Source organism: Nonomuraea sp. NPDC003560, assembly GCF_042878785.1.
GTDB lineage: Bacteria > Actinomycetota > Actinomycetes > Streptosporangiales > Streptosporangiaceae > Nonomuraea.
The window spans coordinates 85,944-107,869 of sequence record NZ_JBIAOF010000021.1 but is presented as its reverse complement, the minus strand read 5'-3'; the positions used below and the strand labels follow the sequence as shown (position 1 = coordinate 107,869).

Below are 21,926 nucleotides of genomic sequence, written 5' to 3'. Positions count from 1 at the left end.
GTCAGCCTGAATGACGTCGCGTAAGGGTTTCCGGTCAAACTCTGGGGGATTCTGTGACCGTGTGTAGTGGCTGATCTCCGGGTGGCGAATTCGTGATCTCGGCCGGCGGAAGAACGTCCGTTCTGTGGGGGTGGCGTTCCCTGTTTTGGGCCTGCCGGTGGTCTCCGTCGTGTGCTGGTGCTGGTGCGGGTGTGCTGGCGTGGTGGAGGTGCGGCGCCGATGAGGGCCTCGGGCGCCGAGCCTCCTCAGGAAAGGGCGTGCGTGCTGGGGGCGTCCGAGGGTTCATGGCGGCTCGGGTCCGACCGGGCCGGTGATCGGCGTGAACGAGGTCGGAAATTGGGCGGAGGAAGCCTGCGGCGGAGCGTCGCGGCCGGGTGGCGGTGCGTGGGGGGCGCCGGCAGAGAGCGGGCGGGCGGCATGGCCGGGTGGCGCGGCAAGGTGAGGCAGCGGGGTGCCCGGTCGGTGGCGTGGTGGCGTGGTGGCGGTGCGGTCACGCGGTACGGCGAGGAGGGGCGGGGACGTCGGGCGGCAAGGGACGACTCGGCGGACACCGCCGGGCTCGCCCGCCGCAGGACGCGATGCGGCAGAGTCCAGGCGGCGGGGCGTGCGGCCGGTCGAGCAGTTGGGCGGTGCGGCCCGACGGCGATCGAGCGGTATGGCGGGGCGGGGACGTTGGACGGCGTGGCGACCGTATGACGGGGCGGGGATGTCGGGGTGGGACCGTGCGGCCGGACAGTGCGATGGAGTGAGGTGAGGTGGGAGTGGGTGGCGTGGCCGGGGTGTTGTCGTCCGAGTCCGCTGGGGCCGTCCTGGTGTTGTCGTCTGGGGCGGCCGGGGCGGGCCTGTTCGTCGCCGTCCGAGCGTGTCTGATGGAGGGGCGGTCGCTCTGCCGGGAACTGGTGGAGGTGTGTCTGGTTGGCGTGCCTTTGCTGCTCCCACTCTCGCCGCGCCTGACGTGGGCGCGCCCGGTCTGGCTGCCCTGGCCGCGCACACCTTCGGCCCGCCGGGCGGTCTGGAGGCATGGCAGGTCCCCAGCTCCGAGCTCAGAGCTTCCCGGCCACAGTTCCCCGCTCCCTGGTCCCCGATCCCGCTCCCTGGTCCCCGGCCCCGGCTCCCGGCCCGTTCGCTCCTGGCTGTCCGCTCTGGGGGCGTCCGCTTCCGGTCTGTCCGCTCCTGGACCGCCCGGACTCCCCGTGCCGCTCAGGCTCCCCGTACTCCCCGGGCTCCCAGGCCCTCGCCGCCGGACCGCCGGGCCATTGGGCCGCCGCGGGTGGAGGCGAGACGCTCGGGTGGGGTGGTGCTCTCAATTGATTGGGCGCCGTTGTCGTTCGGGAATTAGAGCTCGTTGTTGAGGAATTCGCCGAAGGGGCTCCGGGGGTTCGAGGGGAATTGCTCTGGTGCGAAATGGTGCCGGGAAAATCGGTTCAGGGTTTCGTGGGTGGGGTGACAGAAGAATTGTTGGAATTCAGTAGGTCGGCCAGACGGTCCAGGCCGCCTCTGATGAGTCGGCCGTATCCGTCGTCGGCCAGGGCGTCGATCCCGGCTCGGGCCTGGTCGAGGTGGTCGCGGGCGCGGTCGAGATCGCCGAGCTTGCGGTAGCACTCGCCCAGGTTCAGGTGCAGCGACGGGTACAGCGCCACCACCGGGAGCGACACCCCGGCCTGTGCCACCTGTTCGTCGGTGACCTGGTCGGCGGCGGCGAGCGCGCGCAGGTCCCACATCAGCTCCTGGCGCACGTCGTCCTGGACGTCGGCCATCGAGTGGGCGAGAACGCAGACGTGCAGCGGATCGCCCTGCTCGCCGCCGATGTCGTCCCAGATCTGCGCGAACAATTCGCGAGCGGCTTCGGGCCGGCCTTGGTGGTGGTGTAAGTCCACCCCTTGGCCGATCCTGGCCATCGTCGGATCGGCGGTCATCGGTGCTCCTTCACTGTCGCGCGAAACAGCGGTCAGCGTACTTGTCGGGACCGATCCGGAGGGCCGCCGAGCCGTGACCGCCGCCGTAATTCGGCGAGCTTCAGCCGCGCCGGAGACGTTCGAGGTGCGGCAGTTCGGCCGCGCGCGGGCGGCCGGGCCGGGTGTCCAGGAGCCGCCATCGGGTGGTGACCCCGTCCGGGCCGTCGAGCGTCCCCCGCGCCAGCGCGGCGTCGATGCGGGCCCGTACGTCGGCCTCGGCCGCCGCCTCGGCCGCGAACAGGACCCGCACCCGGACGACGTCGCCCTGCCGGTCGGCGGTCGTGTGGTGCGCCGCGATCGGGCAGGGCGGCTCGTGCTCCCAGTGCCCGCACAGCGCCACGGTGATCGCCGCGCCGGGGGCGCGCACATCGCCGTCCGCGTCCATGACGATCGTCGCCTCATGGGTGAAACCCGTACGCACCCCTTCATGATTCACGTACGCGTACGACCGGTCCAGCACCCGGCGTCGGTCTCACTCGGGCGCGTACTGGGACGCGTACTCCCGCGAGGGCGGGATCGGCGTGATCACGTCCACGAGGACGCCGTTGGGGTCGGCGACGATGAAGTGCCGCTGGCCGAAGTCCTCGTCGCGCAGCGCCAGCTCAGGGGTCAGCCCCTCGCGCCCGACCAGGCGCTCCCACTCGGCGTCGACGTCGGCGACCTCGAAGTTGATCAGCAGCCCCGCGACCGGACGGCGGTAGGCGGCGGGCAGCGTCGGGTGGCGGTGGTCGAGCAGGGCCAGCTCGTACGGTCCGCGGCGCAGGCTCACGTACCAGTCGGCCTCGAAGGTCACCTCATATCCGAACAACCGGACGTAGAAGTCCTTCGAAGCGGCCAGGTCGGCCGTGCACACCACCGGATACACGCTGCTCAGCTCCATGCGTTCCTCCTCATCAGTTTCACGTACCAACGGTATGTGGGCGTACACTATTTGGGATACCGTCGGTATGTCAAAGGGGACGCAGTGACCAGGACGGAGCAGAAGGAACGCACCCGCCGCACGTTGCTCGCCACGGCGCGGCGCCTGTTCGCGACCAGGGGCTACGCCGGGGTGGGGCTGGCGGAGATCGTCGGCGAGTCCGGCGTCACCAAAGGCGCTCTCTACCACCACTTCGAGGGCAAGCCCGACCTCTTCCGGGCCGTGCTGGAGCAGGTGCAGCGCGAGGTGGCCGACCGGGTGGCCGCGGCGGCCGACGCCGAGGACGACCCGTGGGCGCAGCTCAAGGCGGGCTGCGCGGCGTTCGTCGCGGCCGGCGCCGATCCCGACGTGCAGCGGATCATGCTGATCGACGGCCCCGCCGTGCTCGGCTGGAACGAGTGGCGGGCGATCGACGAGGCCACCAGCGTCCGGCACCTGACCGAGGCGCTGGCCGCCCTCGTCGCGGCCGGCGCCATCCCGGCCCAGCCGGTCGCGCCGCTGGCCCGCCTGCTGTCCGGGGCGATGAACGAGGCCGCGCTGTGGCTGGCGCAGTCCGCCCCGGACGAGCTGGCCGACACCCAGGCGGCGCTGTCCCGCCTCCTCGACGCCCTACGCGCCTGAAGCGGCCCACCCCCGCCACCGGGAGTTCGCGCTCGCCACGATGGCCGGTTGGGCTCGGGAGGTGGACGGTTGAGCCGGTCGGGCTCGGCGGGGCAGGGCTGGTGGTCGTCGTGGCCGTCCCCGCCGAGCAGTTACGAGCCGGAACGTCAGCCCGTTGCGCAGGTCTTGCCGTTGAGTGCGAAGCTCGCCGGCGAAGGCGGCGCGCCGCCGCCGTACGTGGCGGTGAACCCGACCTGGGTCTGCGAGCCGACCCCGATGACCTTGTTCCACTGCTTGTTCACGCCGGCCACCCCCGCACCGGCCTGGGTCCAGTTCGCGGACCAGCCCGAGACGAGACGCACGGCGGCCGCCGCCGGGTAGTCGATCGTCAGCGTCCACCCGTCGACCGGGGCCGTGCCGGTGTTGCGCACGACGAGCTCGGCGTCCAGCCGCGGCCCTCCCGTCGTGGCCCGGTACGTCACCGTGCACGGCGCGCCCGACGACGGGGTGGGCGACGGCAGCCCCTCCCTGGCCAGCGCGGACAGCGGGTCGGACGGCACGCTGACGTTGCCGCCCGCGTCCTCGGCGACCACGACGTACGTGTAACGCTGCCCGACGACCAGGCCGGGTTCGGCGAAGTTCAGGCTCGGCGGAAGGACCGTGCCGACCCTGCTGTACGCCGTCGCCGTCTCCCGGTACACGTCGTACGCCGTCACCGCCACGTTGTCGGTCGACGGCTGCCAGCAGAACGTGACACCCGGGTAGTCCTGCAGGCACGCGTCGCGCAGCCCGGCGGGCTTGGACGGGGGCACATGGTCGCCCGGCAGCGGGGTCGGCGAGCTGGACGGGGTCATCCCGAGCGTCGCCGGCACCGTGATCAGGGCGGACGGCGGGCTGAGGTGCCCCGCCAGGTCCCTGGCCACGACGTACATCGTGTAGAGGCGGTTCAGCTCGCCGGAGAAGCCGCCGATCGTGCTGGTCGTGCTGCTTGCGAGGACGAATCCGTCCGGGTCCAGGCGGTACAGGTCGTACCCGGCGACGCCCGTGTCGTCGGAGGAGGCTGCCCAGCAGATGGACGCGTAGCCGGTCGGGTTGGCGGCGAACGGCACCGGGCACGGCCGCAGCCCCCCGGGACGGGTCGGCGGCGCGTCGTCGGCCGTCCCTGAGACAGCCGCGACAGCCGCCCCGGAGACAGCCGCCGCCGGGACGGCCGCGTGCGCGACGTCGTGCGCCGCCGGGACGGAGGCCAGAGCCGTCCTCCCGGTCGGGCCGATCGCCAGCGCGGCGAGGAACAACGCCAGAGTGAGGAATCCGAGGGTGAGGCCAACCGCTCCCAAGGATCGTCTGCCAGGCCGCATAGGGCCCCCTTCTGATCGAGCCTGCACCCCCTCGCAGTGATCGTGAACGAGTTTTCATGTTCCGTAAAGCCGGGAACCCGCCGGGCCGGACCGGCCGTGTTACCTTTTCCCGCCGCCACTCGTCATGGGGGTGACGACCGAGAACGAACGGTCGTCAGACCCACGAGTGAATCGAGAGCAGGATGCTGACCACCATCATGTACACCACGGTCTACGTCACCGACCAGGACCGCGCGCTGGAGTTCTACACCGCGGGGCTCGGCCTGGACAAGCGCATCGACGTCCGGGGGCCCGACGGCCGTTTCCTCACCGTCGGCGTGCCCGGCAGCCCGGTCCAGATCCTCCTGTGGTCCTATGCGCCGGCCGCCGGGCAGCCGGGCGTCGCGGGCGGGAACGGCGCGCCGGGCCCGCTGATCCTGGAATCCGACGACCTGCGCAAGGACTTCGAGGTCATGCGCGGGCGGGGCGTCACCTTCGAGGAGTCCGAGCCCGTGGACTACCCGTTCGGCGTCCGCGCCGAGGCGGTGGACCCGGACGGCAACCGGATCTCCCTCCGTCAGCAGCGCAGGCCGTGACCGTGCACCCGTCCGGCCCGGTGGCTGACGTGTTCGAGGCCCAGCGCGATCGGCTGCGCGCCGTCGCCTACCGCGTGCTGGGCTCGCACGCCGACGCCGAGGACGTGGTCCAGGAAGCCTGGATGCGGCTGGTCCGTCAGGACGTGTCGGCCATCGGCAACCTGGCGGGCTGGCTGACCACCGTGGTCGGCCGCATCAGCCTGGACCTGCTGCGATCCCGCCAGGCCCATCCCGAGACGGCGTACGGGCAGGAGTTCACGGACCTCCTGGTGACGCCCGACGACGAGCCCACGCCGGACGAGCAGGCGGCGCTGGCCGACTCGGTCGGCCTCGCCCTCCTCGTGGTGCTCGACTCGCTCACCCCGAGCGAGCGGCTGGCGTTCGTCCTGCACGACCTGTTCGCGGTCCCGTTCCAGGACATCGGCCACATCCTGGGCAGGTCCGCCGACGCCGCCAAGATGATCGCCAGCCGCGCCCGCCGCAAGGTCCGGTCCACGGACCGGGCGGCGGGCCCCGGCCGCGAGCACCGGGAGGCCGTGGACGCCTTCCGCGCCGCCGCGCTCGGCGGCGACTTCGAGGCGCTGCTGCGGGTCCTCGACCCGGACGTGAAGCTGACCGTGGACACCCCCGGCGGCGTGGTCGTCACTCTCGGCGCCACCGCCGTCGCCGCCGGAGCCCGCATGTTCTCCGGCGAGGTCGCCGGGCAGCGGCCCGTGCTGGTGGACGGGCTCCCCGGCCACCTGTCCTGGCGCGCCGACGGGACCCCGCTGTCCGCCATCGCCTTCACCGTCACCGGCGGCCGGATCACCGGCATCCACATCGTCGTCGACCCGGCCAAGCTCGCCGTACTCGACGACCAGCCCACCCCGGCCTGAGCCGAGGCCGTCATTGTCGCGTCTGGACCGGTTGAAAGGCGGCCCCTACCATGGGCGCGTGCGGCTGAACGTCCTCGGGCCCATGGAACTCGTCGTGGCCGGGCAGGCCGTACCGGTCGGGCCGCCCAAGCAGCGGGCCCTGCTCGCCCTCCTCGCGATGCACGCCGGTCGCGTGCTCCCCGCCGACCTGCTGGCCGACCGGCTGTGGGCCGGCGACCCGCCGCCGAGCGTCCAGGGCAGCCTGCAGGTGTACGTCTCCAACCTGCGCCGCCGGCTGGAGCCCGACCGGCGGCCGGGCGCGACCCCGGCCGTCCTGGTCAGCGCCGCCGACGGCTACGGCCTGATGACCGGCGGGCTCGCCCTCGACACGACGGACTTCGGCACGCTCGTGTCGGCCGGCTCCGCCCACCTGGCCGCGGGACGGCACGAGCAGGCGGCGGCCGACCTCGCCGAGGCGCTCGGCCTGTGGCGCGGCGACCCGTACGCGGACGTGCGCGCCCAGGAGTGGGCGCAACCGGAGATCGGCCGCCTGGAGCAGGTACGGCTGGACGCGGTGGAGGCGCTGGCCGCGGCCCTGCTGGACCTGGGCCGCCACACGGACGTGGTCGCGCGGCTGGACCCGTTCGTCCGCGAGCATCCGCTGCGCGAGCGGGCCTGGGAACTGCTGGTGCTGGCCCACTACCGCGCCGGGCGGCAGGCGGCGGCCCTGGAATGCCTGCGCGGGGTGCGCGACGTGCTCGCCGGGGAACTGGGCATCGACCCGGGTCCGCGGCTGCGCGAGCTCGAAGCCGCGGTGCTGCGCCAGGACGCCGCGCTGTTACCGCCCGGCCGTCCCGCCACCCCGCCGCCGTCCACGCTGCCGTCCACGCTGCCCGCCCCGCACCCCGAGCCGCCGCGGACGCCGGTGGGCGCGGCGGCGCCCGGCGCCGGCGAGCCCGCGCCGGACCAGCCGGTGTTCGTCGGCCGGGAGAGCGCGCTCGCGTTCCTGACCGAGGCGGCCGGGGCGGCGTCCGCCGCCGGGCAGGTCGTGCTGGTGGACGGCGAGCCGGGCGTCGGCAAGACGAGCCTGCTGAGGCGGTTCCGCGCGACCGCCGGCGTGCCGGTCGGCTGGGGGGCGAGCCCCGACCACGAGACCGCGCCCGCCCTGTGGCCCTGGGAACGCGTCCTGCGCGACCTCGCCGCCGCGGCCCCGCAGGCCGCCCTGCCCGGCGAGGTCGGCACGTTCCTGTCGGGCGGTGCGCAGGCGGTCCCGGCGTCCGACGCGCAGGGGGCGCGGCTGCGGTTCTTCGAGGCCGTCGGCGCGTTCCTGGCCGCGGTCGGCCCGGCGGTCGTCGTGCTGGAGGACCTGCACGCGGCCGACGACGCCACGCTGCGGCTGCTGGTCCACGTGGCCGCCACCGCCCGGCCGGGCCTGCTGCTGGTGGCGACGTTCCGACGGCACGAGGCGTCGGCGCTCACCGCCACGCTGTCGGCGCTGTCCCGGCTCGGCGCGCGCCGGCTCGGGCTGGACGGGCTGGCCACCGAGGAGGTCCGCGCACTGGTCAAGGAGCTGTCCGGCCGCGATCCGGGCGGCCACGGGGCCGAGGAGCTGCGCCGGCGCACCGCCGGGAACCCGTTCTTCCTCGCCGAGCTGGCCCGCGCGGGCGACGGGCTGCCGCAGGGCGTCCTGGACGTCGTGCTGCACCGGGTGGCGGGCCTGGGGGAGGAGGCGTCCCGCGTGCTGGAGCTGGCCGCCGTGATGGGCGACGAGTTCGAGGCGGTCGTCCTGGCCCGGGTCGCCGGCGGCACGGTCGGCGACCTGCTGCCGTCGCTCGACGCGGCGCTCGGCGCGGGGCTGGTCCGGGAGTCGTCGTACCGGCTGGGCGGATACGAGTTCGCGCACGCCCTGGTGACCGACGCGTTGTTGTCGCGCCGGTCGCGGCTGTGGCGGGCGCGGGTGCACGAGCAGGTGGCGGCCGCCCTCACCGCCGTGCACGGCGGCCGCGACGACCGCGACGACCGCGCGGCGGTGATCGCGCGGCACTGGCTGGCGGCGGCGGAGCTGGGCGCGGAGCCCGCCCGCATGGCGATGGACTACGCGGCCCGCGCGGCACGGGCGGCCCGGCGACGGCACGCGCCCGACGACGCGGCCGTGTCCTGGCAGGAGGCGCTGGCGGCCGCCGAGCCGGCCGGCGCGAGCGCGGCCGAGCGGTTCGAGCTGGCCGTCGGGCTGGCGGAGAGCCGCTACGCCGCCGGCCGGTTCGACGAGGGGTACGAGGCGGTCGAGCAGGCGCTCGCCATGGCCGGCGACGACCTGGACAAAGCCGTCAGAGCCGCCGACATCGCGATGGGCCATGGCATCTGGGTGCCCTTCCGGTACGGCGTCGACGTGGCCGCCGTACGCGACGCGGCGGACCGGGCCGCGCGCGAGCTGCCGCCGTCCACCCCGGCCTGGGCGACGGCGCAGGCCGTCAGGGCCGTCGTGCTCGCCCAGACCGGCCGCGAGGACGAGGTCGGCGCGGTCTCCGAGCGGGCCGTGGCGGCGGCCGAGCGCCTGGACGACCCCGCCCTGCTGCGGCGCGTCCTGCACCTGCGGCTCATCGCGCTGCAGGGACAGGACTTCGTCGAGCAGCGCGCCGGGACCGCCCGCCGCCTGCTGGCCGAGCCGGACCTGTCGCCCCAGCTCAGGGTGATCGCGCAGCTGCACCTCGTCGGCCACCACGTGGAGCACGGCAGGGTGCCGCAGGCCCGCGACCTGCTGGCGGAGATCGGCACGCTGCTGCGCGACCTGCACAGTCCCACGCTGGCGCTGCAGGCCGCGGTGGCGCACGTGGGGCTCGACCTGTTCCAGGGCGTCCCCGACCCGGCCCGGCACTTCGAGCCCGTCAGGGCGATGTTGTCGTTCGCCGACCTGGCCTACTTCGAGCTCAGCATGCTCGGCGGACGGGCCGAGACGATCATCCAGGAGGACCGCCTGGGCGAGGAGGCGGCCTGGATCGAGGAGATGGCCCGGCACACCGGCCTGGCGGGGCCCGCCTACGCCCTGGCGTACGCGCTGGCGGAGCTGGGCGAGCCCGAGCGCGCCCGGCGCATCCTGCGCGAGACGCCCATGCCGCCGCGCGACTACCACTGGGCGATGGCCGCCATGTGCCGGCTGCACGCGGCGATCCGGCTCGGCGAGGCGGACGTCGTCCGGGAGGTCTACGACGCGTTCCGCCCGTTCGCCGGGCTGCTGCACGTGAACGGCGCCTGCACCACCGTCGACGGCGCGTACGACGGCCACCTGGGCGAGGCGCTGCTGGCGCTCGGTGACCGCGAGGGGGCCCGCGCCCACCTGCGCGAGGCGGTGCGCCAGCTGGAGCGGGCCGGTGCGGCCTACTGGCTGACAAGGGCCCGCCAAGCGCTCGCCAAGTGCACGTAGAGGCCCGGCGCGCACGCTGTTCCCGACACGTGAGGGAACAGACTGATGATCACACCAGAACACCTGACCGGCTTCCTGATGATGCACGCCGGTTTCCGCGCCGAGTTCGGCCGCCTGGCCGAGGCGTGCGGCGACCCGCGTGACGACGCGCACGAGGAGCTGCTGGCGGAGCAGCTCGCGCTCGTGCTGGACATGCTGCACGCCCACCACACGCACGAGGACGCCGCCCTGTGGCCCAAGCTCACCGGCCGCGCCCCGCAGGCGGCGGACGCGCTGGCCGAGCTGGAGTCCGAGCACTCCCTGCTCGACCCGCTGATCGAGGCCGCCGCCGACCGCGGGGCGCCCCTGGCCGGGCGCGCGCCCGTCCTGCGGCGGCTGCACGAGCTCGTCAACGAGCACCTCGACCACGAGGAGCGGGTCGCCGTGCCGCTCATGCTCGCCCACCTCACCCCCGCCGACGTCGAGGCCGATCGGCGTCAGGCGATGGACGACTTCGGCCGCCGCCGGGTCCCCGTCATCCTCGGCTGGCTCGCCTCCAGCGCCGACGCCCGCCTGCTCGCGGCGTCGTACGCGGACCTGCCGGTCGTGGCCCGGCTGATGTTCCGCCTGTTCTGGTGGCCGGCCTACCGGCGGCGTTTCACCCGCCTGTACGGCACCACCCCCGCCGACCTGATCCTGGAGCCGTGATGACCGCGTCCGCACCCACCGTCTCGCCGCGCCGGGCGGCCGAGGTCTTCGGCCGCGCCCTGGTCTGCGCGTACGCCTCGCTCACCCGCGACGGCCGCCCCGTCACCTGGCCCGTCACGCCGTACGCCGGCGCGGGCGGCACGCTCGACGTCAGCACCGGGCTCACCTACCCGGACAAGGCCGAGCGCGCCCGCCGGGACCCGCGCGTCGCGCTGCTGTGCTCCGGCGCGGAGGGCGGGCCGGACCGGGCGCCCGTCGTCCTGGTGCAGGGCCGGGCGACCGTGCGCGACGCGGACCTGCAGGCCGGCACCGACCGGTACGTCCGCGAGTCGCTGGCCAAGACCGGCGCCGGGTTCGCCGGGATGCCGTGGTTCCTGGTGAGGCGGCTGGGCTGGTACTTCGCCCGCATCTGGGTGGAGGTCACCCCCGAGCGGATCGTCTGGTGGCCCGAGGGCGACCTGTCCAGGACGCCCGAGATCTGGACGGGCCCCCCGGACGTCACCGCGCCCGCCTCCGATCCCGCCCCCACCGGCCCCCGGCTGCCGAGCCGGTCGGCCCCGCCGGCGGACTGGCGGCCGTTCGCCGGCCGCGCCGCCCGCCTGGGCGAGCCCGTCGTCACCATGGTGGCCGACGGCCTGCCGCTGGCCGTGCCCACCCGCTCGGCCGTACGCACCGAGGCGGGCTTCGACCTGCGGCTGCCCGCGGGCGTCCAGGCGGCCGACGGGCCGGTGTGCCTGACCTTCCACCGGCACGGCCCGGCCATGGAGTGGCAGGAGAACGTCGTGCTGCTCGGGCGGGCCACCGGTGCGGGCGACCGGCTGAGCGTGCGGGTCGAGCGGGCGCTCAACGACTGGAGCCTGGCGGGGAGCCGCCGGGAGCGCAGCCGTTCGTTCCTCGGCCAGGGCAGGCTGCTGCGGAAGCGGCTGGAGGCCGAGGCCGCCCGCCGCGGCCAGCCCGTTCCCCGCGTCCGCCGCCCGCGTGACTGACGCTGCCCGCCGCCCGCGTGACCGACGCCGCCCGCCGGTCCCCGGCCTGCGGCGTCCCTACGGGGTGAGGATGCTGATGCCCAGCATGCGGGCGCCCGTCTCGGTGCGCGGGCGATGCGTGCTGCCCGGCGCGAACACGACGTAACTGCCCGGCCCGAGCCGGTGACCCCGGTCGATGAACTCGCCCGAGATCACGTAGTAGCGTTCCTCGCCGTCGTGCACGTCCGCCTCGGGCCACTCGGTGCCCGGGGCGAAGTCGTACATCCAGCCGCGGGCCCGGTCCGTGGCGGGCAGCCGCCGCCGGACGATCCCGGGGACGACCTCGACGGCTTCCACCTCGTCGACGTGCAGGATCTGGACGTCGTTCGCATCTTGCGTCATGAGCCCATCGTCGCGGCGGACGCCGTCCCCCGCCCAGTGTCTGGATTGACGTGTGGCGGTACTTTCCTGCCATGACCGTTCAGCGAGTGGTGGCGCTGGTCCTGCCGCCGCAGTCCACGTTCGAGCTGGCGTGCGCGGCGGAGGTCTTCGGCGTGCGCCGGCCGGGCCTGCCCGCCCGCTACTCCTTCCAGGTGTGCGCCGAACGTCCGGGCGCCGTACCGACGCTGGCCGGGTACGACATGGCGGTCGGCGCGGGCCTGTCCGCGCTGGAGGCCGCCGACACGGTGGTGATCCCCGGATGGCACCGCCGCGACGACCCGGCGCCGCCCGCCGTGATCGAGGCGATCCGGCGGGCCCACCGGCGAGGCGCCCGGATCGTCGCGATCTGCTCGGGAAGCTTCCTGCTCGCCGGGACCGGACTGCTCGATCACCGCAGGGCGACCACCCACTGGCGGCTCGCCGCCGAGCTCGCGGACCGCTTTCCCGACGTACAGGTCGAACCCGACACGCTGTACATCGACCTGGGCGACCTCGCCACCAGCGCCGGCACCGCCGCCGGCATCGACCTGTGCCTGCACCTGGCCCGCGCCGACCACGGCGCGGCCTACGCCGCGCACATCGCCCGCCACATGGTCATGCCGCCGCACCGCGAGGGCGGCCAGCTCCAGTACAGCACCGCGCCCGTCACGGACCGCCGGCCGGAGTCGCTCGCGCCGCTCCTCGACTGGGCCGCCGAACGCCTGGACGAACCCCTCACCCTCGACGACCTCGCCGCACGGGCCGGGGTCTCCCCGCGGACCCTCGCCCGCAGGTTCGCCGGCCAGCTCGGCGTCAGCCCCGGCCGATGGCTGCTCCAGCAGCGCGTCACGGCGGCGCGGGCCCTGCTGGAGGAGACCGACCTCCCCGTGGAGACGATCGCGGCCAGGGTCGGCCTGTCCTCGGCCGCCAACCTGCGCAGACGCTTCCACTCCCTGGTGCACACCACGCCCGCCGCCTACCGCCGCTCGTTCGGCGAGCACGACGGCGGCGTCTCGCGACCGTCCGCCGTGACCGTCAGGGGCGGGGCTCGTCCTCCCACGCCACCGGCGTGACCTCGCCGGTCTCCCAGTCCGAGCGCAGGATCGCGTAGGCGACCGAGTCGTACAGGCGTCCGTCGCGTCCCGGCCACGCCCTGCGGTAGTGCGCCTCCTTCACGAAGCCCGCGCCGCGGAAGACGGCACGCATGGCCAGGTTGTCCTGCCGGGTGGTGCCCTCGATCCGGGTGATCCCCGGCAGCTCGGTGAACAGGTGGCCGGTCAGCCAGCGCACCGCCTGGCCGCCGAGCCCGCGCCCCCGGTGGGCGGCCCTGACGCGCAGGTCGAAGACCGGTCCTTCGTCGGCGAGGTCCTGCAACCTGATCAACCCGGCCCGCTCGCCCTCGGAGACCACCCAGAAGGTGCGTTCGTCGGCGTCGTCGTAGTGACCGTCGGCGGCCCGCCGCCGGACGGCCTCGGCCTCCGGCCGTCCGACGTGGAAGGGCCAGTCCTCGCCGGTCAGGAAGGCGACCAGGTCGTCGACATCGTCAGGGACGAACCTGATGAACGCTGCTGTCATGAACCAGCCTTCTATCAGATCCCCGCGACCGGCCGGATCATCGGTCCCGCGCCTGCCCGGCGACGCGGTCGACGGCCTCGACGGCGACGCCGGGCTCGTCCACGTAGATGTAGTGCTCGCTACCCGCGGCCGTGCTCAGTTTGCTGCGGCCGGACAGCGCCAGCCACTTGCGCTGGCCCGCCGCCCACGCCCGCTCCAGGCGCGGCCCGTACTCGGGCAGGGCCTCCAGGTACGGCTTGCCGTGCCGGACGACCTCGACCGGGATGTCACCGGCGGAGCGGACCGGGCCGTCGGGGATGACCAGCTGCTCCGGGTTCTGCCCCTGGAAGATCGCCAGGTTCTGCGCGCGCAGCTCGGCGGCCGGGCCCTCGGCGGACTTCGGGATCGCCTGCTCGATGTCGTTCATCATGGTGGGCGGGGTGGCGTCCAGCAGGACCAGGCCCTTGACCCTGTCCTGGTGGTCGGGGGCGTACCGGGCGGCGATCAGCCCGCCCAGCGAGTGACCGGCCAGGACGACCGGGGCCTTCCCGGCGACGTGGTCGAGCACGCCGGTCAGGATCCGGCCGCTGGCGGCGAGGTCCTGCGGACCGTCCGGCTGGTCGCTCTTGCCCGCGCCGAGCCGGTCGTAGGAGCAGACCCGGTGCTTGCCGCTCAACGTCTTCTGCAGGGACGCCATCTTGTCCAGCCCGTCGCCGCCGCCGTGCATCAGGACGACGACCGGGCCGCCCTGGACCGGCTCGCCCGAGCAGGACACGTTCACCGACCGGCCCGCCACGGTGATCTTCTCAGTGCCGGAGATCGGCGCGGAGGACGCGGAGGGCGTGGAGGCGGCGAAGGGGTCCCAGTTCTCCATCGCGTCGCCGTCGCAGCCGGCCACCCCCGCGCCGAGACCGACGCAGCACAGCACGGCCGCGACGGGTGTCCTGATCTTGGCGAGCATGAGGTCCTCCAGTGAGCCGGCCGCCGCGGAGGCGATGCGCACGGCGGGGGTACGAACGGGAAAGGCCGGCGGAACGCCGTGGCCGCCCCGCAACGTTACGGACCGGGCGGCGCCGGGATCGTCACCGCACGGTGGACATTCCCCGGTAGCTCGCACGGGGGACAAAGCAGGCTTATCGGCGCCCGCACGCCCGTGGTCCCGCTACGCTCGCCCGGTGATCGATCTACGGCGGGCCACGGAGGTGTGGCGACGGTGCGACGTCGTGGTCCGGGATCTGCCGTTCGGGCTGCTGGTGGCCGCCGCGTCGCTCCTGCCGGGCCTCCACGACAAGGGCACGCAGGTGGGCGACCTGCCCGCCCGTCCCTTCGACGGGGTGGCCCTGGTGGCGATCGCCCTGGAGTGCCTGCCGCTCGCCGTCCGGCGGCGGTGGCCGGCGGTGTGCCTCGTACTGGTGTCGCTCGGCTTCGCCCTCGACCAGCTGCGCGCCTACCACCTGTTCGCGAGCAACGTGCTGCCCGTCGCGCTCATCAGCGCGGGCGCCCACCTGGAGCGTGTCCGGCGCGTCACCGTGGTCCTCCTGTCGCTGGCGTACGTGCCGCTGGCCCTCGCGCTCGACCGGCTCGGCGCGGACGAGCGGGTCGAGGGGTACGTGGTGTTCTACCTGGCGCTGGCCCTCACCTGGGGCATCGGGGCCTGGCTGCGTTCGACCCGGGCCGCCGAGGAGGAACGCCGCCGCCACGTCGCCGAGGCCACCCGCGCCGCCGAACGCACCCGGATCGCCCGCGAGCTGCACGACGTCGTGACGCACCACGTGACGGCGATGGTGGTGCAGGCCGAGGCCGCCCGTTACCTGACCGCCGTCCCGGAACGGCTCGACGCGACGCTGAACGCCGTCACCGACACCGGCCGCCGGGCCATCGCCGACCTGCGGCACATGCTCGACCTGCTCAAGGCCGATCACGACCCCGACGGCCTGCCGTCCGCCGCCGACCTGCACACCCTCGTGGAGCGGACCCGCCGGGCGGGGCAGCCGGTGGAGTTCGCCGAGGAGGGCAGCCGGGCGGAACCGGCGGGCAGCGCCGAGTTCGTCGCCTACAGGGTCGTCCAGGAGGCCCTGACGAACGCCCTGAAACACGCCCACGGCAGCCCCACCGCGGTCCGGGTGCGTCACGGCGAGAAGGAGATCAGCGTGGTGGTCAGCACCCACGGGCCCGGCTCCCGGGCCGCCGCTCCCGCCGCTCCCGCCGCTCCCGCCGCTCCCGCCGCTCCCGGCGGGAGCCGACGGGGCCTGGCCGGGCTCCGCGAGCGGGTGGACGCCCTCGGCGGCGAGTTCAGCGCCGGCCGGCAGGCGGGCGGCGCCTTCGTGGTGCGGGCCCGCGTCCCCGCGGGCGGCCCGTCGTGAGCGCGCCGATCCGGGTGCTGGTCTGCGACGACCAGGCGCTGATCCGCACCGGCTTCGCGACGATCATCGACGCCCAGCCGGACCTGGAGGTCGTGGGGGAGTGCGGCGACGGCCGCGCCGCGGTGGACCTCGCCCGCCGGCTGCGGCCCGACCTCGTCGTCATGGACGTGCGCATGCCGGTGCTCGGCGGCATCGAGGCCACCCGGCTGCTGGCCGGCGCCGGGGTCGACGACCCGGTCAAGGTGCTCGTGGTGACCACGTTCAACCTCGACGAGTACGTCTACGAGGCGCTGCGCGCGGGGGCCAGCGGCTTCCTGCTCAAGGACGCCCCGCCGGCGCAGCTCCTGCACGGCATCCGCACCGTCGCCTCGGGCGCCGCGCTGCTGGCCCCCGAGGTGACGCGCCAGCTGGTCGGCCGGTACGCGGCCCGCATCCGCCCGGCCGAGCCGCCGTCCGGGGAGACCGCGCTGACCCCGCGCGAGCTGGAGGTGCTGCGCCTGATCGCCGACGGCCGGTCCAACAGCGAGATCGCCGCCACGCTGGTGATCAGCCACGAGACCGTCAAGACGTACGTGTCACGCATCCTGGCCAAACTCGGCCTGCGGGACCGCGTGCAGGCGGTGGTCTACGCCTACCGCCGGGGCCTGGCGACCTGACGCCTCACAGCGGGGCGGAGTCGAGGGGGATCGGGCGGAACATCTCCGGCTCGTCCTCGGGGGTCAGGGCCGTCGGGCCGAAGATCCAGTCGACGAACGAGTAGTCGTGGACGTCGCGCTCCCGCAGCAGGGCGTTGCGCTGCAGTCTCCGGACGCCCTCCAGGTGCCACAACGCGCCCCACGCCCGGGCCGTGCCGACCACCCGGCGGCAGTGCTCGGGCCGTACCGCCTCGTAGGCGGCCAGCGCCCGGTCCCAGTCCACGACCGGTCCGCCCGCGGCGCGCTGGGCGGCGACGTGCTCACCGAGCACCCAGCCGTCCTCGATCGCCATGATCGCGCCCTGCGCCATGTACTGCAGCGGCGGGTGCGCGGCGTCGCCGAGCAGCGCGATCCGCCCAGTGACCCAGGTCATGATGGGGTCGCGGTCGAACATCCGCCACCACCGGTCGCGCCACATCAGCGGCAGGCCCCGCTGGACCTGGTCGCAGGTTCCCGCGAACGCCGCGTCCAGCTCGTCGGGGGTGCCCCAGTCGTCCTGGCCGGCCAGCGCCTTCGGCGACTCGAACACGGCGACCTGGTTGAACGTCTCCGCGCCCCGCAGCGGGTACTGCACGAAGTGGCAGCGCGGCCCGACGTACACGACGACGTCCTTGTCCTGGACGTCGTTGCCGGCGACCTGCTCGAACGGCACCGCGCAGCGGTAGGCGACGTATCCGGAGTTCACCGGCTCGTCCTGGACCAGCAGTTCGCGGGCGATCGAGTGCAGGCCGTCGGCGGCGATCACCACGTCCGCCTCGTCCACGACGCCGTCGGCGAACCGCACGCGGGCGCCGCCCTCGACGTTCTCGTACCACGTGCAGCGGGCGTCGGTGAGCAGCTCGACGCCCGCCCGCTCGCAGGCGCGCAGCAGGATGCCGTGCAGGTCGCTGCGGTGGATCACCAGGTAGGGGTACCCGTAGCGGCGTTCGACGTCGCGCAGGTCGAGCCGGGTCAGCTCGGTGGCGTCCAGGGCGTCCTTCATGACCATGGTCTCGGGCAGCACGCCGAGCGCGGCCGCCTCGGCCAGCAGGCCGTAGCGGTCCAGGATGCGGGTGCAGTTCGGGGCGAGCTGCAGGCCCGCGCCGACCTCGCCGAACGCCGAGGCCTGCTCGTACACCCGGACCCGCAGGCCCTGGCGGACCAGGGCGAGGGCGGCGGACAGACCGCCGATGCCGCCCCCGACGACGATCACGTCGGCACGGGTGGAGGGGAGGGTGCCCATAGGATCTTCCTTCTCGTCACAGCCACGGAGGCTCGTCACAGCCACGGAGGCAGGGTCGGTGCGCGTCCGCCGCCGGCGGCGGTCACTCCGCCCGCCGGGCGTCCGGCCAGGTAGGCGGTCACGTCGGGCAGCGACCCCGCGACGTCGGGCACCGCGCCGGGGCCGCGCTTGGCGCGGATGTCCTCCCGCAGCTCCCGCAGGAAACCGTCGGGAAGGTCGGCGAAGGTGAGCCCGGTGGCCAGGTCCACCGCGTGCACCATGACCTCCCGGCCGCGCATCCAGGGGATCTCGCTCGCCGGCACGGTCCGTCCCTGCGCGGTCACCACCTCGGCCCGCCACGCCTTCTCGGGCAGTGCCGCCATGGCGGTGGCCAGGGTCGCGGCCGACTCGGTGAACCACCGGGCCAGCTCGCCGGCGTCCAGCAGGGCGCCCCGCTCGATCCCGGCGGCGCGCGCCTGCGGGGAGGCGTACATCGGGGTCGGCTCGCCGGTGCGCGCCCAGCGGACCAGGTTGCCGATCGCCTCGGCGTTCGCCGCCAGGTGCGCCACGACGTGCTTGCGCGTCCAGCCGGGCAGGGCCGACGCGGCGTCGTACTCCCGCTCGGACAGACCGGCGATGGCCGACGCGCACAGCCCGGTCCCCGTCTCGACCCACGCGAGCGTGGTGGCGAGGTCGCGCGCCATCACGCGCCCTCGCCGACGACGCGGTTCTCCAGCCTGCCCAGCCCCTCGATCTCGGTCACGACGAGCTCGCCGCCGCGCAGGAAGACCGGCGGCTTGCGCGCGTGGCCGACGCCGCCCGGCGTGCCGGTCGCGATCACGTCGCCCGGGTTGAGCCGGACCATCGTCGAGACGTAGCGGACCAGGTGGACCGGGTCGAAGAGCAGGTCGCCGGTGTTGTCCGACTGCATCACCCGGCCGTCGACCTCGCAGCGGACGTCGAGCGCCGGCCGCGGGCCGGTCTCGTCCGCGGTGACCAGGAACGGGCCGATCGGGGTGGTGGAGTCCCAGTTCTTGCCCTGCAGCCACTCCCGGGTCCGGAACTGCCAGTCCCGGCAGGTGACGTCGTTGAGCACGGTGAACCCGGCGATCGCGGCGACCGCCTGCTCCTCGTCCGCCCGCCGCACCGGCCGGCCGATGACCACGGCCAGCTCGGCCTCCCAGTCGAACTGGTCGGTCTCCGCCGGACGCCGGATGTCGTCCGCGGCGCCGATCAGGGTGTCGGCGAACTTGGCGAAGAGGGTCGGGTACTCGGGCAGGTCGCGGCCCATCTCCTTGATGTGGTTCTGGTAGTTCAGCCCCACGCAGACGACCTTGCTCGGCCGCGGCACGACCGGGGCGAGGTCGGCGCCGGCGAGCGGGTGGCGCGGGCCGTCGGCCGCAGCGGCGCCCTCCAGGCCGCCGGGCGCGGCCAGCACCGCGCCGACGTCGGCCCGGCCCACCTCGACGAGCTCGTCGCCCTCGACGCGGACGGCGGCGGTGCGGTGGTCGTCCAGACGGACGGTGGCGAGCTTCATCGGCTGTTCTCCTCGGTGTGGCTGCGGTACAGGCCGAGCCTGGTGAAGATCGGGGCGTCGCTGAACTGGAACAGGTCGAGCGCGCCGGAGTCGGAGTCGGAGGCCGACGCCTCCGAGCGGATCGACAGCGGCTGCCAGGACGGCACGACGAACAGGTCGCCGCGGCTCACCCGCCACGACCGGTCGCCGACGGTGACCTGGCCGGACCCGTCGAAGACCTGGTAGACCGACGAGCCGGTCTCCCGGTAAGGCGCGGTCTCCACCCCCGTCGTGATCCGGTGGAACTGCGCCCGGATCGTCGGCAGCACGTCGCCGGCGGTCGTCGGGTCGATGTATCGGACCAGGGCGTGGCCGGGCTCGATCGGGCCCGCGTGCCCCTCCCGCTCCAGCGCGAGCTGGTCGGTCAGCGCGGCGTCGGTGTCGGTCCAGCGGTAGCAGAGCAACGGCGTGCCCTCGTGCCGGCGGAGCTGGGAGACCGGGGCCAGGCCGGGGTGCCCCCAGAGCCGCTCGGCGCGCGAACGGTCGGGGGTGGCGTGCTCCTCCTCGGTGAGGGTGTCCCGGCCGAAGTCGAAGAACTGCGCCTCGACGCCGTACTGGAACGGGATGTCGAGCCCGTCGATCCAGGCCATGGGCGTGTCGGCCGCGTTGTGGTGGGCGTGCCAGTGCAGGCCGGGCTGGGGGAGGAAGTCGCCGCGGCGCATCGGCACCGGGTCGCGCTCGACCACGGTCCACACGCCCTCGCCCTCGACGACGAAGCGGAAGGCGTTCTGGCTGTGCCGGTGCTCGGGGGCGTTCTCGCCCGGCATCAGGTACTGGATCGCGGCCCACAGGGTCGGCGTCGCGTACGGCTTGCCGCCCAGGCTGGGGTTGGCCAGCGCGATCGCCCGGCGCTCGCCGCCACGCCCGACCGGGACCAGTTCGCCGGCGCGGCCGGCGAGGTCGAGCAGCGTGCCCCACTCCCACCGGTGCGGCTGCGCGCTGGAGCGCGGGTGCGGCGGCATCAGGTCGCCGATCTCCGTCCACAACGGGACGAGCAGCGCCTTCTCGAAGCCTCGGTAGAGGTCCTCCAGCTCGGGGCTGAGCGAGGGCTGGTCCGGCCGGTCCACGGCGGCGATCTTGACCGGCGAGCCGCCGGCGTTCACGTGGGGCATGGCCCCGACTATCCGCGCAGGCGACCTGACTGGAAAAGAGGATTCTGCACAGCGGAATTCATGTGCCAGGATCGGTTCCATGGCCAAGCCCATGAAGACCCCGCCGGCCTACGCGCCCACCAGCGTCGACCATGCTCTGCGGCTCGCGCAGATCCTCCAGCTCGACGGGGTGATCACCGTCTCGGCCGCCGCCGAGCGGCTCGGCGTGGCCCGCTCCACGGCCCACCGGCTGCTGACCGCGCTGGTGTACCGCGATTTCGCGGTGCAGAACGACGACCGCAGCTACCGGGTGGGCCCGGTCCTCGCGCTGGCCGAGCGCGCGCAGTCCGACGTCGGCGCGCTGCGGGCGGCGGCGCTCGGCGAGATGCGGGCGCTGGTGGACCGGATCGACGAGACGGTGAACCTCAGCATCCGCACCGGGCGCAACGTGCGCTTCATCGCCTCGGTCGAGTGCGGGCAGGCCCTGCGGGTGGGCAGCCGTGAAGGCATGGTCTTCCCGGCCCACCAGGCCACCGGCGGACTGGTGGCGCTGGCGGCCCTCTCCGACGAGGAGCTGGCGCAGCTCTACGCCCCCGGCGACCGGGGCGACCCGGCCGAGGAGCTGCCCGACCTCGCGCGGCTGCGGCGGGACCTGCGGTCCGTGCGGCACAGCGGGGTCGCGCTCAACCTGGAGCGCACCGAGCGGGGCGTGGTCGCGGTGGGCTGCCCGGTGAAGGGCCGCGACGGCGCGACCGGCGCGGCGCTGTCGATCTCGATGCCCAGCGTCCGCTACTCCCCGAAGGAGATCAAACCCCTCGTCGCCGCGCTCACGTCCGCGGCCGACGCGATCAGCCGCGCCCTCTGAGCCACCGGTACATCGTCCGCCTCACCGGAGGAGGTCGCGGCGGGTGAGCGTGCTGCCGAGCGCGGCCGCCGCCGCGCGCACCGCGGCCACGTGCCCCTCGGGCCGGAACCGGCCGGTGGGGCCGGCCACGCTGATCGCGGCGAGCGGCTCGTCGCCGCGACCCAGCACCGGCGCGGCGACGCACACCAGCCCGACGGCCGACTCCTCCGCCTCGAACGCGACCCCGGTCTCCGTGACGCGCCGCAACTGGCCGCGCAGGATGCTCGGCACGACGACGGTGTGCGGCGTACGCCGTTCCAGCGGCCCGGTCAGCACCTCGCGCCGCAGGTCGGGCCCGGCGTACGCGAGCAGCGCCTTGCCGATCGCGGTGCAGTGGAGCGGCATCCGGCCGCCGGTGCGCGAGGGCGCCCTGGCCTGGCGGTGGCCGCCGATCTTGGCCACGTAGACGACGTCGTGCCCCTCGCGCACGCCGAGGTGCACGGTCTCGTGGGTGCGTTCGTAGAGGTCCTGGAGGAACGGCATCGCCAGTTCGAGCAGGCTGCGTTCGAGCGAGGCGAGCATGCCGAGCTCGAACAGGCCGCGGCTGAGCCGGTAGCCGCCGTCGGCGCGGTCGAGCAGGCGGTTGGCGACCAGATCGCCCGACAGCCGGTGGACGGTCGCCTTATGCAGGCCGGTGCGCCGCACCAGCTCGGCGAGGCTGACGACCCGGTCGTCGGGCCGGAAGGCGCGCAGGATCGTCACCGCCTTGCCCAGTACGGTGTCGAGGTCGGGCCGATCGGTCACTGGCACAGCGTATCGCTGAACGAGACGATGTGCTGGTTGGGGCG

Annotated in this window: 22 protein-coding genes; 10 read left to right on the top strand and 12 right to left on the bottom strand. The window is 74.4% G+C overall.

The features are described 5' to 3' along the window. Positions 1–1,424 precede the first annotated feature (1,424 nt). The 3 genes from ACFYUV_RS49290 to ACFYUV_RS49280 form a co-directional block, all read right to left on the bottom strand. A complete protein-coding gene (locus ACFYUV_RS49290; protein WP_387682708.1) occupies positions 1,425–1,916 on the bottom strand; it encodes a tetratricopeptide repeat protein in 492 nt (163 codons plus the stop codon). A gap of 100 nt (positions 1,917–2,016) precedes the next feature. After that, positions 2,017–2,376, bottom strand: coding sequence for a hypothetical protein (locus ACFYUV_RS49285; RefSeq protein WP_387682706.1), 360 nt, complete (start codon positions 2,374–2,376; stop codon positions 2,017–2,019). Positions 2,377–2,427: 51 nt separating this feature from the next. Beyond that, positions 2,428–2,835 (bottom strand): VOC family protein, encoded by a 408-nt coding sequence (locus ACFYUV_RS49280; protein ID WP_387682704.1) that lies wholly within the window; start codon positions 2,833–2,835, stop codon positions 2,428–2,430. Between the two features lie 84 nt (positions 2,836–2,919). On the opposite strand from ACFYUV_RS49280, the gene ACFYUV_RS49275 reads away from it, so the two are divergent. Then, on the top strand, positions 2,920–3,495 hold the full coding sequence (locus ACFYUV_RS49275; RefSeq protein ID WP_352360008.1) for a TetR/AcrR family transcriptional regulator: 576 nt from the start codon (positions 2,920–2,922) through the stop codon (positions 3,493–3,495). Between the two features lie 146 nt (positions 3,496–3,641). On the opposite strand, the gene ACFYUV_RS49270 is transcribed toward ACFYUV_RS49275, so the two are convergent. Further along, positions 3,642–4,811 carry a cellulose binding domain-containing protein gene (locus tag ACFYUV_RS49270; RefSeq protein WP_387682702.1) on the bottom strand — a complete coding sequence of 390 codons (1,170 nt, stop codon included), beginning with the start codon at positions 4,809–4,811 and terminating at the stop codon, positions 3,642–3,644. A 203-nt stretch (positions 4,812–5,014) separates the two neighbouring features. Here ACFYUV_RS49270 and ACFYUV_RS49265 point away from each other — a divergent pair, with 203 nt between their 5' ends. Genes ACFYUV_RS49265 through ACFYUV_RS49245 form a run of 5 tightly spaced genes read left to right on the top strand, consistent with a single transcriptional unit; the run spans position 5,015 to position 11,355 of the window. After that, complete coding sequence (locus ACFYUV_RS49265) at positions 5,015–5,407, top strand: VOC family protein (RefSeq protein WP_387682700.1); 393 nt, start codon at positions 5,015–5,017, stop codon at positions 5,405–5,407. Then, positions 5,404–6,282, top strand: a complete 879-nt coding sequence (locus tag ACFYUV_RS49260; RefSeq protein WP_387682698.1) for a sigma-70 family RNA polymerase sigma factor — start codon at positions 5,404–5,406, stop codon at positions 6,280–6,282. The genes ACFYUV_RS49265 and ACFYUV_RS49260 overlap by 4 nt, the downstream gene beginning before the upstream one ends. Before the next feature lie 58 nt (positions 6,283–6,340). Then, a complete protein-coding gene (locus tag ACFYUV_RS49255; protein WP_387682696.1) occupies positions 6,341–9,682 on the top strand; it encodes a BTAD domain-containing putative transcriptional regulator in 3,342 nt (1,113 codons plus the stop codon). 45 nt (positions 9,683–9,727) lie between these two features. After that, positions 9,728–10,369 (top strand): hemerythrin domain-containing protein, encoded by a 642-nt coding sequence (locus ACFYUV_RS49250; protein ID WP_387682694.1) that lies wholly within the window; start codon positions 9,728–9,730, stop codon positions 10,367–10,369. Continuing rightward, positions 10,369–11,355 (top strand): hypothetical protein, encoded by a 987-nt coding sequence (locus ACFYUV_RS49245; protein ID WP_387682692.1) that lies wholly within the window; start codon positions 10,369–10,371, stop codon positions 11,353–11,355. The genes ACFYUV_RS49250 and ACFYUV_RS49245 overlap by 1 nt, the downstream gene beginning before the upstream one ends. 57 nt (positions 11,356–11,412) lie before the next feature. Here the strand turns inward: ACFYUV_RS49245 and ACFYUV_RS49240 are convergent, their stop codons facing one another. Further along, positions 11,413–11,736, bottom strand: a complete 324-nt coding sequence (locus ACFYUV_RS49240; protein WP_387682690.1) for a cupin domain-containing protein — start codon at positions 11,734–11,736, stop codon at positions 11,413–11,415. A 71-nt stretch (positions 11,737–11,807) separates the two neighbouring features. Here ACFYUV_RS49240 and ACFYUV_RS49235 point away from each other — a divergent pair, with 71 nt between their 5' ends. Beyond that, complete coding sequence (locus ACFYUV_RS49235) at positions 11,808–12,827, top strand: helix-turn-helix domain-containing protein (protein ID WP_387682687.1); 1,020 nt, start codon at positions 11,808–11,810, stop codon at positions 12,825–12,827. On the opposite strand, the gene ACFYUV_RS49230 is transcribed toward ACFYUV_RS49235, so the two are convergent. Then, a complete protein-coding gene (locus ACFYUV_RS49230; protein WP_387682684.1) occupies positions 12,790–13,329 on the bottom strand; it encodes a GNAT family N-acetyltransferase in 540 nt (179 codons plus the stop codon). The genes ACFYUV_RS49235 and ACFYUV_RS49230 overlap by 38 nt on opposite strands. A gap of 37 nt (positions 13,330–13,366) precedes the next feature. After that, the gene (locus ACFYUV_RS49225) at positions 13,367–14,311 is read right to left on the bottom strand and encodes an alpha/beta fold hydrolase (RefSeq protein WP_387682681.1); all 945 of its coding nucleotides are present in this window, start codon (positions 14,309–14,311) and stop codon (positions 13,367–13,369) included. 172 nt (positions 14,312–14,483) lie between these two features. On the opposite strand from ACFYUV_RS49225, the gene ACFYUV_RS49220 reads away from it, so the two are divergent. Then, complete coding sequence (locus tag ACFYUV_RS49220; protein ID WP_387682678.1) at positions 14,484–15,671, top strand: sensor histidine kinase; 1,188 nt, start codon at positions 14,484–14,486, stop codon at positions 15,669–15,671. Continuing rightward, positions 15,668–16,327, top strand: coding sequence for a response regulator (locus tag ACFYUV_RS49215; RefSeq protein WP_387682675.1), 660 nt, complete (start codon positions 15,668–15,670; stop codon positions 16,325–16,327). The genes ACFYUV_RS49220 and ACFYUV_RS49215 overlap by 4 nt, the downstream gene beginning before the upstream one ends. A 4-nt stretch (positions 16,328–16,331) precedes the next feature. On the opposite strand, the gene ACFYUV_RS49210 is transcribed toward ACFYUV_RS49215, so the two are convergent. The 4 genes from ACFYUV_RS49210 to ACFYUV_RS49195 are packed head-to-tail and all read right to left on the bottom strand — an operon-like array spanning position 16,332 to position 20,255. Next, the gene (locus ACFYUV_RS49210; RefSeq protein ID WP_387682673.1) at positions 16,332–17,588 is read right to left on the bottom strand and encodes an FAD-dependent monooxygenase; all 1,257 of its coding nucleotides are present in this window, start codon (positions 17,586–17,588) and stop codon (positions 16,332–16,334) included. Between the two features lie 35 nt (positions 17,589–17,623). Then, positions 17,624–18,271, bottom strand: coding sequence for a maleylpyruvate isomerase family mycothiol-dependent enzyme (locus ACFYUV_RS49205; protein ID WP_387682670.1), 648 nt, complete (start codon positions 18,269–18,271; stop codon positions 17,624–17,626). After that, a complete protein-coding gene (locus ACFYUV_RS49200; protein ID WP_352327259.1) occupies positions 18,271–19,104 on the bottom strand; it encodes a fumarylacetoacetate hydrolase family protein in 834 nt (277 codons plus the stop codon). The genes ACFYUV_RS49205 and ACFYUV_RS49200 overlap by 1 nt, the downstream gene beginning before the upstream one ends. Further along, on the bottom strand, positions 19,101–20,255 hold the full coding sequence (locus ACFYUV_RS49195) for a cupin domain-containing protein (RefSeq protein ID WP_387682667.1): 1,155 nt from the start codon (positions 20,253–20,255) through the stop codon (positions 19,101–19,103). Before ACFYUV_RS49195 ends, ACFYUV_RS49200 begins: the two co-directional genes overlap by 4 nt. A 79-nt stretch (positions 20,256–20,334) precedes the next feature. Between ACFYUV_RS49195 and ACFYUV_RS49190 the strand changes: the two genes are divergently transcribed. Next, positions 20,335–21,099 (top strand): IclR family transcriptional regulator, encoded by a 765-nt coding sequence (locus tag ACFYUV_RS49190; RefSeq protein WP_387682664.1) that lies wholly within the window; start codon positions 20,335–20,337, stop codon positions 21,097–21,099. Between the two features lie 21 nt (positions 21,100–21,120). Here ACFYUV_RS49190 and ACFYUV_RS49185 read toward each other — a convergent pair whose 3' ends face one another. Beyond that, on the bottom strand, positions 21,121–21,882 hold the full coding sequence (locus ACFYUV_RS49185) for an IclR family transcriptional regulator (RefSeq protein WP_387682661.1): 762 nt from the start codon (positions 21,880–21,882) through the stop codon (positions 21,121–21,123). Positions 21,883–21,926 lie beyond the last annotated feature (44 nt).